Annotated in this window: 13 protein-coding genes and 1 pseudogene; 2 read left to right on the top strand and 12 right to left on the bottom strand. The window is 63.3% G+C overall.

All coding sequences use genetic code 11. The features are described from left to right. Positions 1–116: 116 nt before the first annotated feature. Complete coding sequence (locus VFE81_RS01320) at positions 117–1,079, bottom strand: urea transporter (RefSeq protein ID WP_325042867.1); 963 nt, start codon at positions 1,077–1,079, stop codon at positions 117–119. Between the two features lie 270 nt (positions 1,080–1,349). On the opposite strand from VFE81_RS01320, the gene VFE81_RS01315 reads away from it, so the two are divergent. Beyond that, a complete protein-coding gene (locus VFE81_RS01315) occupies positions 1,350–1,904 on the top strand; it encodes a putative glycolipid-binding domain-containing protein (protein WP_325042866.1) in 555 nt (184 codons plus the stop codon). Here the strand turns inward: VFE81_RS01315 and VFE81_RS01310 are convergent. The 11 genes and pseudogenes from VFE81_RS01310 to VFE81_RS01260 form a co-directional block, all read right to left on the bottom strand. Continuing rightward, positions 1,879–2,850, bottom strand: a complete 972-nt coding sequence (locus VFE81_RS01310) for an alpha/beta fold hydrolase (protein ID WP_325042865.1) — start codon at positions 2,848–2,850, stop codon at positions 1,879–1,881. The genes VFE81_RS01315 and VFE81_RS01310 overlap by 26 nt on opposite strands. Then, positions 2,847–3,728 (bottom strand): metal-dependent hydrolase, encoded by an 882-nt coding sequence (locus VFE81_RS01305; RefSeq protein ID WP_325042864.1) that lies wholly within the window; start codon positions 3,726–3,728, stop codon positions 2,847–2,849. Before VFE81_RS01305 ends, VFE81_RS01310 begins: the two co-directional genes overlap by 4 nt. Then, on the bottom strand, positions 3,725–4,732 hold the full coding sequence (locus VFE81_RS01300; RefSeq protein ID WP_325042863.1) for an SDR family oxidoreductase: 1,008 nt from the start codon (positions 4,730–4,732) through the stop codon (positions 3,725–3,727). The genes VFE81_RS01305 and VFE81_RS01300 overlap by 4 nt, the downstream gene beginning before the upstream one ends. A gap of 62 nt (positions 4,733–4,794) precedes the next feature. Continuing rightward, on the bottom strand, positions 4,795–6,414 hold the full coding sequence (locus VFE81_RS01295; RefSeq protein WP_325042862.1) for an NAD(P)/FAD-dependent oxidoreductase: 1,620 nt from the start codon (positions 6,412–6,414) through the stop codon (positions 4,795–4,797). 258 nt (positions 6,415–6,672) lie between these two features. Then, entirely contained in the window at positions 6,673–7,572 is a 900-nt protein-coding gene (locus VFE81_RS01290; RefSeq protein WP_325042861.1) for a mechanosensitive ion channel family protein, read from the bottom strand. A gap of 391 nt (positions 7,573–7,963) precedes the next feature. Beyond that, entirely contained in the window at positions 7,964–8,965 is a 1,002-nt protein-coding gene (locus VFE81_RS01285; protein WP_325042860.1) for a sulfonate ABC transporter substrate-binding protein, read from the bottom strand. A gap of 99 nt (positions 8,966–9,064) precedes the next feature. Next, positions 9,065–9,931, bottom strand: a complete 867-nt coding sequence (locus VFE81_RS01280; protein ID WP_325042859.1) for a MerR family transcriptional regulator — start codon at positions 9,929–9,931, stop codon at positions 9,065–9,067. Between the two features lie 29 nt (positions 9,932–9,960). Continuing rightward, on the bottom strand, positions 9,961–10,560 hold the full coding sequence (locus tag VFE81_RS01275) for a GNAT family N-acetyltransferase (RefSeq protein WP_325042858.1): 600 nt from the start codon (positions 10,558–10,560) through the stop codon (positions 9,961–9,963). 582 nt (positions 10,561–11,142) lie between these two features. Further along, positions 11,143–11,585, bottom strand: a pseudogene (locus VFE81_RS01270) (peroxidase-related enzyme); the annotation flags it as partial. A gap of 91 nt (positions 11,586–11,676) precedes the next feature. Beyond that, on the bottom strand, positions 11,677–12,582 hold the full coding sequence (gene sapR / locus VFE81_RS01265; RefSeq protein WP_325042857.1) for a sap1 transcriptional regulator SapR: 906 nt from the start codon (positions 12,580–12,582) through the stop codon (positions 11,677–11,679). Positions 12,583–12,693: 111 nt separating this feature from the next. Beyond that, positions 12,694–13,581, bottom strand: a complete 888-nt coding sequence (locus tag VFE81_RS01260; protein ID WP_325042856.1) for a DMT family transporter — start codon at positions 13,579–13,581, stop codon at positions 12,694–12,696. Between the two features lie 116 nt (positions 13,582–13,697). On the opposite strand from VFE81_RS01260, the gene VFE81_RS01255 reads away from it, so the two are divergent. Continuing rightward, positions 13,698–14,261: GntR family transcriptional regulator (locus tag VFE81_RS01255; protein WP_325042855.1), on the top strand; the 564-nt coding region annotated here is incomplete at its 3' end.

Here is a 14,261-nt window from a genome sequence, read left to right as displayed (position 1 = left end):
TGAACGACATGTCTGTCTCCTGAAATTGTCTGGTGGGCGGCGATGGCGGCCTGAGTCTGGGGATAAACGTGCGGCTTGAACCTGCGGCTTGAATCTGCGGCGCCAAACCCGTGGCGCTAACCTACGCGCCTAACCGAAGCCGACGACGTAGCCGATGCCGGTAACGCGGCACGCCGCGGGCCTTCGACGCGCTCCGCCGGTTCGGACCTTGCCGGACCACGCGTAAAACGGCGAGTGAGCCACTGCATGCTCCACGTCGCGAGTACGAACGGCGCAGTCATAACCGGCAACGCATAGTAAGTGGCCGCCATTTGCAACACGACCGACAGAACAACACCGCCGAGCGTCACCGCGATACCGCAATCGGCCAGCGCGATCGCGGTCAGCACGCCGTTGAATCCTAACAGGCCCGCGTCGAACGAGCTTGCACTCGCACCGAACAGCAGGTGTAGGGCGCTCGCGAGGCCCGCGCCGACCAACGCCCACAGTGCGTGCCGTCGTGACGCCGCGGCGATTCCCATCAACACGAGCAACCCCGGCAACGCACCGGACGCAAAACCGGTCTGTGCGAACCCGGCGAGTAAGCCGCTGCTCAATTGCGCCGCGTCGAGTGTGTGCTCGGCGGCGGAGCCTGCTTGCTGAGCAACGCGCGTCACCAGCGGCAACCAAAGCGACGTGACGATCAGACAGGGGCTCGAGTAAACGCCGAGCTTTCGCGCACGTAGCCAGCGCGACCACGGTTCCAGCAGCCACGCCGTGCCGGTCGCGGCCAGAATCGCCACGGCGGCGGCCGTCGCATTGTCGGCGATGAAGCTGAACGCAGCGAGACCGGCCAGCGCGCCGTTAAAGCCATGCAGGCCGGCGCGTGTGTCGTCCTCGCGATAGCCGGCCAACACTGCGCTCACATTGGCCGCGATCGCACCCATCAGCGCCGCGCACGCGAGGCGCTGATCGCACAGCAGCCATGCGGCGAGCAGGCACGCGCCGGTGAAGGCGTTCGATTGCAGCACGATCTGGCCGAGACTGCGCAACAAGGTGCGCAAGGCGGCGGATTGTGCTTCGGTTGCGGCGGCGTGCATGGTTTAAGGGCGGCGAATTCGATGCGGCGCGACTTTGCCGCGTGGAAGTCAGGCGCACGCGGCGGGTCAGGTTGAGTGTGAACCGCGAGCATAGGCCACTTACCCCGCGTGAGGCATCGCCGGGCGTTGATAGTGGCTATTTGCGACACATGCGCACCATAGCGTCATGAGCCGAAATGCCGAAATGCAACGTGTCGGTGAACCGAAAGCTTTCGCGCTACGATAGGAACCCGGCGCGCTTGCCGTGCCGTTTCACAAGGAGACAGGCTGATGCGTGAATTACGGTGGGCATCGGAAGAGGGCGACGGCATCGAACATCTGGTGTTCGACGCGCGCGCGGACGGCTTTGCGGTGGAGAGCGCTCTGGTCGGGCAGCGCTACGGCAAAGCGTATGGCCTGCACTATAAGGTGCGCTGCGACGCCCAATGGCGCACCACGTATGCGTGGCTGAAGATCGTCGGCGGTGGTGAGCTGGAACTGCATGGTGACGGCGCCGGCCATTGGCATGATGGCCATGGTCTCGTACTGAGCGCGATTGAAGGTTGCATCGATATCGATATCGCCGCCACGCCCTATACGAACACGTTGCCGATCCGTCGTTTGCAACTGGCCGAAGGCGCACGCGAGCCGATTTCCGTGGCCTATATTTCGACGCCGGATTTGCAGGTCACGCGCGCCGAGCAGGCATATTCGTGCATCGAGTTGAATCGCGTGTATCGCTACGAGGGCATCTTCCGCAATTTCACTGCGGACCTGACGGTGGATGAAGACGGCCTCGTGATCGACTATCCGACGCTGTTCACACGCCTGCCGCTCGGGCGTTGATCGTCGAGGTGCCGGGGCCGCCGCTGCCGGCCGGCTGCTGCGCCCGGTGCTGCTCGACAAAGCGCTCGATGCCTGCCGCGATACGTTCGGGTTCGCGCAATACGACCCAATGACCGGCATCGATTTCAATGCGCTCATATGCGCCGAGCCAGCCTTCGAGTCCAATGGAAAGCTCGGGCCCGACGTAGCGATCGCGCAGCGGCACGATGAACTGCACCGGCGCATGCGCATGGCGTGCGCGCGGGCGCAGCAACTTGTCGATGAAATTGGCGCGGTAGAGATTCAGGCCGTTGATCGCGTTGCGCGTTTGCGCAGGATCGCGTTCAGGGCGCACCCTTTCGGTCAGGCGCAGCCATAACGGCCACATGCGTGCGCCGCCCGCTCGCCACACCAGTTCTGGCAGCAACGGCAGGTGAAAGAAGAAGATGTACCAGGATTTGAGCGTCTGCTGAAGACCGCTGCCGAACGGGCGCTTTGCTGCGCGATGTGCTTTCGGCTGTTCCGCAGGATCGGCACCAGCGCCGCCACGTAAGCCGAACGACGCGTGATCGAGATACGGCCCGGAGATCGACGTGTACGACGCAATGCGGCCTTTGAAGGCCGGATCGGTGACCGCTTCCCAGCTTTGAATCGAACCCCAGTCGTGGCCGACCAGGTGAAACGGCCGCACGCCGCACGTTGCATCGACGACGGCCGCGAGATCGGCGGCCAACCGTTCGAGTCGGTAAGCCGCGCGCGATGCCGGCGCGCCGGATGCCCCTGCGCCACGCACGTCATAGCTGATCACGCGGTAGCGCGCGTCGAGTTGCGCGCGCACCGGTTCCCACACTGCCGCCGAATCCGGATAACCGTGCACGAGCACGATCGGTGGCGCGTCGCGCGGTCCACTCACGTAGACCGCGAGCCGCACGTCGCCGGCCTCGACCGACAGCGTGTCGCGTATCACGCGACCGCCCGCACGCCGCGTCGCGCGGCTTTGCGTGCGTTCGGCGCGGCCGCGTTGGAGGCGTCGACCGCGGCGACGAGGCCATCGATGCGCGACAGTTGCGCGCGATTGTCGTGATCCCACGGATGGAAGCCAGGCCGGAAAAAGCTCAGCCATTCACCGGCAATACGCGGAAACACGCCGTGACGCGGGCTATACAGATACTTCACGACGCGCCACATGCCGCGGATATGCCCGCCGCGCTTGCGGTCGGCAATGATCAAACGCAAATGGTAGTCGAATACGATCAGCCAGAAGGTCAGCGTGGTGGCGAGCATCGTGCCGGTGCGCAGCAGGTAGCGTCCGAGGCCGGGTTTGACCACGGCATTCCACACGTCGTACGAAACCGACTTGTGTTCGGTTTCCTCAAGCGCGTGCCAGGTCCACATCTGCGCATAGCCTTCAACCGAACCTTCAATACGTGATGCGTCTTCCAGCAGCAAACCCGCCAGCATCGCGGTGTAATGTTCGAGGCAGACCGTAACCGCGAGTTGATACGAAAGTGGCAGAATCTTGCGGCCGAAATTCAGCATGGCCCACAGCCGCTTGTCGAGCTTGTGCGCGGGCAATCCGGCTTCCTGCAACAGATCGTTGTATTCGATGTGCTCGCGCGTATGCATCGCTTCCTGGCCGATGAAGCCGAGCACCTGCTTCTTCAGCACGGGGTCGTCGATCTGGTCGCGGTAGTGACGCACGCTGTCCATGAAGAAACGCTCGCCAGCGGGAAAAAGCAGCGAAAGCGCGTTGAAGAAGTGTGTCACATGCGAGCCCTGCACGTGCCAATCTGAGGCACGTTCGGGCGGTAAATTGAAATGGAGGTCGCGGCGAACCGGCATCATGGCCTTTCTCCCTGTGATTCTGTGTGTGCTGCTGATTGTGCTGATTGTGCTGATTGTGCTGATTGGGTGTTATGCATTGCGTTAGCTGTCGATCCGCGCATCACGCGCGACGGCCGTCCATTTGCGCGGCGCGTGCGCTTTTCCGCAATGCGCTTCATGCGGCGCGTCTGCATCACGACCAGCGCCTGATAGGCTGCCGGCAACGTACGTGCCAACCAGTCGGCGGCGCGTGCATCGCGGCCGATCAACACGCGCCGCTTGTTCTTGCGCACGCCGTCGAGAATCACGCGTGCGGCTTCGTCGGCGGTGGTGATGAAAAACTTCTCGAAGTCGTCCTTGCCTTGCTGTTCGGTTTCCAGCATGAAGCCGACCATGTTCGACGAGATTCGGCTCGACTGCGCAATGCCGGTGCGAATGCCACCCGGATGCACGCAAGTCGCCGACACGCCGCACTTCATCAGATCGAGTTCCTGGCGCAATGCTTCGGTAAAGCCGCGCACGGCGAATTTGGTCGCGTTATAGCCGCTCATGCCGGGCTGCGAGAACAGGCCGAATACGCTCGACGTATTGATGATGTGCCCCGCACCGGAGGCCTTGATATACGGCAAAAACGCTTTCGTACCGTGCACCACGCCCCAGAAGTTGATGCCGACGATCCACTCCAGATCGGCGTACTCCATCCCTTCGATGGTGCTCGACAGCGCGACGCCCGCGTTGTTGAACACGAGGTTCACACGCTGATGCTGCGCGACCGTTTCGGCGGCCCAGTCGAACATCGCGGCGCGGTCCGACACGTCGAGTACCCGCGTGGTGATGCACAGCGGCGAGCCCACGATATGCGGCGCGGCCGCCTGCGCAAGTTGCGCGGTTTCTTCGAGGCTCGTGGCATTGCGGTCGGCGAGCGCGAGGTGGCAGCCTTCGCGCGCCAGCCGGATCGCGAGTGAACGGCCCATGCCCGAGCCTGCGCCGGTGATCGCGGCCACTCTGTCGGTGAAGTTTTTCATGGCTTATCTCCTGTCCTCTCTGAACGGTGCCTTGTCGTTATGCTTTTTTGGGTGGTGCTTTTTCAGGTTGCTTCCGCTGACGTCGTGGCAGCGTTGCCGTGAGCATGCACAGGTTGCGGCTGCGAGCCGGCATGTCCGCTCAGCGGCTGCACGGCGGGCGAATACGCGAGGTAATCGTCCATGCTGAAAGTACTGGTCGCCTGGCGGAATTTGTAGGCGAATCCTGGCCACAGCGTGGTGTTCTTGCCGGTCTTCGGATCGAGATACCAGCTCTTGCAGCCGCCCGTCGACCAGATCGCGCGGCCGAGTTTCTGCTGGATCTGTTCGTTGTAGGCGCGCTCCACCTGCGGGCGCACTTCGACCGCGTCGGCGCGTTCGGCCTTCATCGTCTTCAATGCGCGCAGGACGTATTCGACCTGCGACTCGATCATGAACACCATCGAGTTATGACCGAGGCCGGTGTTCGGGCCGACGATCATGAAGAAGTTCGGATAGCCGGGCAGTGTCGTGCCGAGATACGCATGCGCGCCATCGCGCCACGTATCGACGATATCGACGCCGCCACGCCCGCGCACCACGCCCGCCGGAAAGGGATCGGCCACCTGGAAACCGGTGCCGAAGATCAGGCAGTCGGCCGGATGACGCGCGCCGTCGGTCGTGATCACCGCGTCTTCTTCCACGCGGGCGATGCCCGTGGTCGTCACCGACACGTTCTGGCGCGACAGCGCGGGGAAGTAGTCGTTCGAGATCAGGATGCGCTTACAGCCCATCGTGTAGTTCGGCGTGAGCGTGGCGCGCAGTTGCGGATCGGGCACCTGGCGGCGCAGATGACGTTCCGCGACTTTCTGCGCGGTTTTCATGAGCGAAGGATGAACCACGAAACCGAGGGCGCGCGATTCGAGCATGCAGTAGAGCGCCGAGCGCATGATCTTCTGCGTGAACGGCAGATGCCTGAACAACCACTGTTCGAACGGCTTCACTGCGCGATCGGCCTTCGGCATGATCCACGGCGGCGTGCGCTGGAACAGGTTCAGATGCGAGGCGCGTGGCGCAATCTGTGGCACGAACTGAATCGCACTCGCACCGGTGCCGATCACCGCGACGCGTTTGCCTTCGAGCGAATACGTGTGGTCCCAGTGCTGCGAGTGGAACGCTTTACCCTTGAATTTCTCGATGCCAGGAATGTTCGGCATGGCTGCGCGCGACAGTCCGCCCATCCCCGAGATCAGCACGCGTGCCGACCATTGCTGGCCATTCGCGAACGTCAGTTGCCAGCGGTGGCGGGTTTCGTCGTAGATCGCGCTTGCCAGTTCATGGCCGAAACGCAGATGACGCTGGACGCCGAAGCGTTGCGTGCACTCTTCCAGATAAGCGCGAATTTCCGGCTGGCGCGCGAACATGCGGGTCCAGTGCGGATTCGGGGCGAAGGAGAACGAATAGACGTGCGATTGCACGTCGCAGGCACAACCGGGGTAGTGGTTGTCACGCCAGGTGCCGCCTACCGACTCGGCCTTTTCGGCAATGATGAAGTCGGTCATGCCGGCTTGCCGCAGGCGGATCGCCATCCCAAGGCCCGCAAAGCCGGAGCCGATGATGGCGATATCGGTATCGATGGGCGCGGATGCGTCGGGCGCCGATGCGTTGGGCGCCGCGTCGTCGAGGGGCATCATGCGTGCGTTCATCCGATCCGTCTCCTTGTTGTTCGTTCTTAACTGTTACATTGGTTGATGTAACGATAAAGGCTGTCAATGGATGACGCAAGCAGCGGGTTAGACGAGAAACTCTATGGGGCGGAAAGGGGTGTGGCGCAAGGCCCAGGCGGCTACGGCGCTGGCGGGCAGGGCTGCGAGACTGATGTGGAAGGGTTGTTCCGTTCCGCTATATGAAAAATTCCAGGCGAATTCGCATCGGAAACCCGCCCGGCTTAACGCTTTAACCTGTTATTGAACCGAAGCCTGCGGCGCGGCAATCACGCGAGCCGCTGCAGACCCGTCCGCGTCGTTGCTTTGCACGATATGCAGTTCGCGTGTGCGAACCGGCAAGCCGCATTGCGCGTCGTTGAGCGTTTGACGGACCTGGCGAGCGAGGTCCCAGCGCATGTCCCAGAACGCGTCGATGTTGGCCCACACGCGGATGTTCAGTACCAGGGTGCTGTCGTCGAAACGGGCCACCATCACCTGCGGCGCGGGCTTCTGCAGCGCCCGCGGGTTGGCAGCGGCGAGATTGCGCAGTGCGGCCAGTGCCCGGTCGACGTCGTCACGCACCGAGATTTCCACCTCCAGATCGAGGCGGCGGGTCGGATTGCGGTTGTAATTGCGGATTGAATTGCTCCACAGCGCGCTATTCGGCACGTATTCGCAAATGCCGTCGGATTTCGTGAGACGCGTCGTAAACAGGCTGATTTCTTCGACGGTGCCCGAGACGTTGCCCGTGCCGGCATCAATCGAATCGCCCACCTTGAACGGTCGTAGCAGCAAAAGCATGATGCCGGCCGCGATGTTTTGCATCGTGCCCTGTAGCGCGAGACCGATAGCGAGGCCGGCGGCGCCGAGCACGGCGACGATGCTCGCTGTCTGGATACCCAGTTGCGACAGCGCGCCGATGATGGAGACGACGCGAATGCTCCACAGGCAGGTGTCGCAGATGACCGGACGCAGCGTGGCGTCCATGCGCGACTGGCTCGCGAGCAGCCGGTTGAGCGAGCGTGCGACGCGGCGGGCAACCCACCAGCCCACCACCAATATTACGGCGGCCGCGCACAGGTGCATCGAGATCGTGGTGAGTGCGTCCCAAAGGAAGGTCCACCGGTTAGAGTGGATCTCAGCGAGTAGATTCTGCATGGCCTTGACGGTCCTGATTTTTTAAGCGGCGGCGAGTGGTTCGCCGCATGGTTTGTAAAAAGCATGAATACCGCGCGTCCGCGCAACGCGAGTGACGAGCGACTATCCGGAAAATGACGCGATTAATGCGTGCGGAAAAGGGACCGCCTCTCAAAAGGAAAGTTCTGCCGGTACAAGCTTTTTGACAGATTGAGTTTCCGGATGCGAAAGGGGGGCGGCGCGCGATAGCGGCGTGAGGGGGGCGTGGCCCCGTCATGGATTGAATGACGGGCGCCTCGCGAAATGTGGCGCTGACCTGAGAAATTATTCCTCAAGCTGACGCAGCGCCATGGTGTGATTTGATACGAATGGAGAAGTAAAGGGTCGTGCTGTATTGGCGAACTGCCAACGTCTATTTTTCCGCAAGGCTGGCTGTTACGTCGCGGTTTTGCCAGACGTTATCCTTCACGGTCACTTTCTGCGGAATCAGATGGGCGCCGTAAAACGCGTCGGCGACCACCTGCTGCGAGCGCACGATCTCGTCGGTTACGGTGGTGGTGCCGTACGGATAGCGGCGCACCCAGGTTTCAACCAGGTTCTGATCCAGACCGACCTTCGGCGCGATCAGCGCGGCGGTTTCCACCGGATGGTCGTTCACCCACAGGCCGGTGGTGCGCAACTGGCCGAGAATCGCGCCGATCACGTCCGGATGCTGCTGGGCGAAGTCGCGTGTGGCTTCATAGAAGTTATAGGGGGCGTTGAGGTCCGAATAATCGACCAGCGTGCGAGCCTTCAGCGCCTGTTGCGCGGAGGCGTAGTACGGGTCCCAGATCACCCATGCGTCGACGGTGCCGCTTTCGAAGGCAGCGCGCGCATCGGCGGGCGCCAGATACACCGGGCGAATGTCTTCGTAACGTACGCCGGCTTTTTTCAGCGCTTCAAGCAGCAGATAGTTCGAGCTCGACCCCTTCTGCAGCGCGACACGTTTGCCCTTCAATTCCGCCACGCTGCGCAACGCCGAATCGCTTCGGACCAGAATGGCTTCGGCATGACGCCCGGACGGTTCCGCGCCAACGTATACGAAGTGCACACCGCCGGCCTGCGCGAATACCGGCGGCGGCGCGCCGGTGTAGCCGAAGTCGACGCTGTTCGCATTCAGTGCTTCAAGCAGTTGCGGGCCGGCCGGAAATTCGAACCATTTGATGCTGTAGCCGAGCGGCTTGAGCTTGTCGTCGAGCGAGCCTTGCGCTTTCAGGATCGCGAGCAAACCTGATTTCTGATAGCCGATGCGCAGTACCTTGGCCGGCTCCTGGGTAGTGCCGTCGCCGCTGCTTTGCGCGCTTGCGCCCAATGTCGTGAACGCCGCCAGCAATACGGTGGCAACTGAAAGCGAAAAACGGGTATGACGGGCCATCCGGCGAATCTCCATTGCGTTCGATTGGTCGAAGATCGTCGCACGGACGTCCCGCCGGGCAAACGAAGCAATGCAGATTTGAATATGACGCGCGCAGCGCTATTTTTTAGGTTTGTCTTTCTTGGCCGCAGTGCGCTCCGCCGTTGTGCCTTCGGGCGGATGACCCAGCTTCTTTTCCATGATCGCCGCGACGCGGTCGCCGAGATAATCGCCGGAAGCTTCTTCAAGCGCGCGGTTCATTTCGCTTTCGACCAGCACCATTGCCAGCGGCCGTACGCGCCAGATTGCTTCGACCAGAGCGGGCACGTCGGCAGGCGGGGGCAGGGCGTCGGCGTCGTAGCGGTCCAGTTGACGGACCACCAGATCGACCAGCGCCTTGGCGACCGCATTGAAGTGCGGCCTTGCGGTACCCACGGCATCGAGCAGGTCGGTGAGTGGAATGCCTTCCTTCGCCAGGGCGGCGCCCGCGGTCAACGCCGTAGGGTTGCCCGATACGAACGAAAGGCCGTCGCGCTCCAGCAAACCGAGATCGACGGCTTTGCCGAGCGCGCTCGGCGAGGCTTTGTTGCCGAACAATTGCAGCAGATCGATCAGCGAGTATTTTTTCGGCCGTTCGCGCGACCAGCGGCCGCCGATTGCGGTTTCAAGGCCGAGGATCGAACGCAGATCGTGGCCTTCGTCGACGGCCATGATCAGGTCCTGAATGTTCGCGAGCGTGTAGCCGCGCGTCAGCAGGTGGTTGATCAGCTTGAGGCGTGACACGTGCGTGTCGTCATACACGCCGACGCGGCCGCGCTTTTCCGGCGGTTCGAGCAGGCCGCGGTCCTGATACGCGCGCACGTTGCGCACGGTAGTGTCAGTGACCCGCGCGAGTTCGTCGACGGTGTATTCATTGCGCGGCGCGGCGCTGGCCGGGACGTTCGAGTCGTCGGGCGCGGGCGAAAAGGGGGGCGGCGGTTTGGGCATGGGGGGATTTTAACGCGCCGCGCAGCGCGTCAGTCGTGTCCCCGCGCCACATCGTCCGGTAAGGACGAATCGCCTGCGCCCAAGGGCCGCTGCATCAGCGTGGTGTCGAGCCACCGGCCGTGCTTGAAGCCGACCGCCTTCAACGTGCCGGTCAATTCGAAACCCAGTTGTGTATGCAGCGACAACGAACCGCCGCTGCCGCCGTCGGCGATGACGGCGACCATCTGGCGCCAGGGTCCGGTTTCACAGCGCGCTATCAGCGCCTGCAATAGCACGCGGCCGAGACCTCGCCCGCGATACCCATCGCCAACGTAGATCGAATCTTCGATCGTGTTGCGATAGGCGGGGCGCGGCCGGTAGGGCGTCGCGTAACAATAGCCGGCGACTTCGCCGTCAATCTCCGCCACCATGTACGGCAGCCCGTGGCTGCGCACCGACGCGAGGCGCGTGCGCAGGTCGTCGACGGAAGGCGGGATTTCTTCGAACGAAGCGACGCCGGTCAGCACGTGGTGCGCGTAGATCGCCTGAATCGCGGGCAGATCGGCTTCAGCGGCGTCGCGGATGACGGGCGCGGTGGTGGCCGAGTCGGTTGAATGGGGCGTGGAGGGCGCGTGGCGGGTGGTGCTCATACGTGTTCCTGTCGTGGCCGGTAGGTCTGAGAATACGTTTTACTATGCCCGCCGCACGCGCGAATTTGAAGCGAGTCAAAAATCGCCACGCTCTATAGGCAGTATCAGCGCATCCACAGGAGACAGGCGCACGCCAGGCCTGGCGTGGAACACCCGGCCATACGACTGGGCCCGGGCGCTACGGATTTTCGTCGCCAGGAGACACGCGCGTGGCATGCGTTCCGGCGATCAGTTATGCGAGTACGTATCCGGCTGCTTCAAGTGTCCGCGGTAATGCCGGTGATGCTTGCTCTTGTGCTTCGGTTTGGCCTTGGCCGGCGCGTGCTCGGCGGGCTGGGCTTGCGGCTGAGCTTGCGGCGCCTGCTGCGGCTGGGCCTGTGCGCCCGGCGCGGGTGCCGGATGGGCATTGCCGGACGGCAGAGAGCTTTGGCCTTCGCCGAAACGGAAGGTCTGCGAGGTTTGCGCGTAAGCGCCGGCGGACAGCGTGAGGGCGGCAACTGCCAGGCAAATCGAAAACTTCATGGATCCATTCTCCTTCTTAACGAGCCGGTGAGAATACCGCAATGCGGCTTGCTGCACCCCCCGCGCGCTCATGCCTATCGCGTACCGGATGATCGCGCGCTCGCGCTCCGTGGTGCCTGCGGTCAACGGGTCTTCGAAAACCTGCTCGATCGCGTCGGTCCGTTTCGCGAGCTGGCCGAATCGTTGCGCATGTACCGATGCGCAATACACGCAGCCGTTCACGCGCGAGACCACGGTGCTGGCAAGTTCACGCTCAGCACGCGGCAGGCCGCCTGGCGCATACATGATCGCGTTGAAGACCCCGGAGCGCTGCCTCAGGATTTCCGCCTGCTGGACCAGCAGCAAATAGTAGTCGGAAGTCTTGGCTTTAGGATGGCTCTCTTCGAGCAGGCGATCTGTTCGAGTGTGGCGTCGGCGAGGCTGACCGTGTCGAGCCATGCGCGCCAGCCGAGCGTTCGCAGCGGGCGGTTTGTACGATTGCCGATTCGATCTCTCCCGTACATTGCGCCGCGTAGCAACGCGCGCTTGCCATGCGTGCCGCGGCGGCTCCCGGTGAGTCGATCGTCAATCACGTGGCGTACGGCGGAAGCGGCTTCAAAGGTCGAACTGGTCGAATTCACTTTGCAGTTCACGATTGCGTGCAACGCGTTCGTCAATGCCCGGGCCAAGCCGTTCGACAATCGCCGACATCAGCAGGTTGAACAGGCACGTGAGCGGCGCCAGCGAATCCCAGAACTGACCGACATCGGTTTTCACCTGCAAAAGATCGCCGTCGAATTCGCGCGCCCACGGACAGTAAATGTCGGTGACGAGCGCGAAGGGCAGGCCACGGCGCGTGGCGGCTTCGCAATAGCGGCGCGCAACCATCGAGTAGGCACGCGTATCGGTGATGATCAGATACGGCGATTTGAACTCGGAGTTTAGCGAATCGACATATGAGCCCGACATGCCGTCGGAATAGAACACGCGCGGGCGGATGTATTCAAGGTAGCTGTAAAACGCGTTGCTGATACCGCGCGTGGACTGAATGCCGAGAATATAGACGGCGTCCGCATTCGAGATGCGTTCGGCCACACGGGCGAACACCGGCGATTGCGCAAGCTGGTAGACATGCTGGATCGCGCCGATTTCGAGTTCGAGCGAGTGGGTAAGAGCCGGGTTGGGGGCGGGATGAGAAGCGTTAGGTCCGCTTGCTGTGGGGGCGGTTTCGTCGTGCTGGCCGGAGGCGCGGCGAAATGCGTCGAGGCGGTCGGTAATCAGCCACGGACGCTCCTGCGCGCCGCGCAGTTCGCGCTTCAGGTCATCCAGGTTCTGGTAGCCGATGCTGCGCAAGAACCGGCCCACGGAGATGCCGCTGGTGCCGGCTTGCTGGGCGATCTGATCGGCGTTTTCGAGGCCGAGCCGGTCGAGATTCGCCAGCATGTAGCTGGCGACACGCTTGGAGGTGGGCGTGAGTTCGGCAAAGCGGGCTTCGACGGTTTGTGCAAAAGCGGTCGGCATCTTAGTCGCAGCGCAAGTGGTGGGTCGGTTATCGAGATGATGACATATTCATCCGACAGCCGATCCCGCGCGGTCCTGAAAATCAGGGAGCGCGCACGGGCGAGACGCCGTTCAGACTGCCGGCCGCACCGGCGCGCTTCGCGAGAAGCGGCGCGCGCCCGCCACACACGCCACCACCACGACGGTCACCAGGATCATCGCGGGCGGCACCTGTTCGTGCAGCAGCAAGCCGGCGAGCAGCAGACCGAAGAACGGCTGCAGCAACTGCAGTTGCCCGACCCCCGCGATGCCGCCGAGCGCCAGTCCGCGATACCAGAACACGAAGCCGATCAGCATGCTGAAGAGCGACACGTATGCGAGCGCCCATAGCGCCGCGTGGCTCACGCCTTCAAACGAGGCAGGCCGCGCCCACCAGGCGAGCGGCAGCATCACCGGCAGCGACAGCACTAGCGCCCACGAAATCACCTGCCAGCCGCCGAGATGGCGCGACAGTCGCGCGCCTTCGGCATAACCCAGGCCACAGACGATAATCGCCGCCAGCATCAGCGCATCGCCGACCGGCGACGCATCGATGCCGTGGCGCAACGCGAACGCGACCACCGCGCCGCTGCCGAGCGCCGAGAACAGCCAGAACGCCGGCTGCGGGCGCTCGCCGCCGCGCAGCACGCCGAAGATCGCGGTGGACAGCGGCAGGAGCCCGACGAACACCACGGCGTGCGCGGCGTTGACGTGGCGCAGCGCGAGCGCGGTCAGGAGCGGAAAGCCGACCACCACGCCGAGTGCGACCACCACCAGCGGGATGAGGTCGTGCTTTGCAGGCCGGGCCTGGCGAAATATCAGCAGTAGCAACAGACCCAGCGTGCCCGCGATGGTCGCGCGGGCGACCGTCAGAAACACCGGATCGAGGCCTTGCACGGCGATGCGGGTGGCGGGTAGGGAGCCGCTGAAGATCAACACGCCCACCATGCCGCTCACCCAGCCGTTCGTTGTCTTGTCCATCGAAAGAGTCCATGTGCATAGAAAATGGAACCTACAGCATCCGCTTTCGAGCTGCAAAGGGTAAGCTGCGGATCAGTACAATTCGTACAAACTGTACCAAACGTGGAGCAGTACAGATGGCGGAAAGCGATAGCAACCGGGCGGCCTCAGTCGCGCCAGCAGGCACGCGGGTCGGCACGGTGATGGACAGTTTGCGCGAGCGCATCGCGAGCCGTTCGCTGATGCCGGGCGCGCGCGTGCCGTCGATCCGCGTGATGACCGAGACGCTCGGTGTGTCGAAGTCGACCGTGGTGGAAGCGTACGACCGGTTGGTCGCGGAAGGTGTGATCGTGGCGCGGCGCGGTTCCGGCTTTTTCGTGTCCGGCCATGCGCCGCCGCTCGCGCTGGCCGATCTCGGGCCGCGGCTGGATCGCGAGGTCGATCCGTTGTGGCTCACGCGGCAGTCGCTGGAGGCCGGTGCGAAGGTGTTCAAGCCGGGCTGCGGCTGGATGCCGCCTTCATGGTTGCCGGAAGACGGCGTGCGCCGTGCGTTACGTGCCGTGGCGCGCGATCCGCAGTCGCCGCTCGCCGAATACGCGAGCCCGCGCGGTCTACCCGCGCTGCGCCAGCAACTCGCGTGGCGGCTCGCGCAGCACGGCGTGGAAGCGCCGCCCGAGCAGATCGTGCTGACCGACGGCGGC

Source organism: Paraburkholderia sp. (genome assembly GCF_035656215.1).
Taxonomy (GTDB): domain Bacteria; phylum Pseudomonadota; class Gammaproteobacteria; order Burkholderiales; family Burkholderiaceae; genus Paraburkholderia.
Note: the sequence above shows the minus strand (reverse complement) of the source record. Positions and strands in the feature narration are given on the sequence as shown.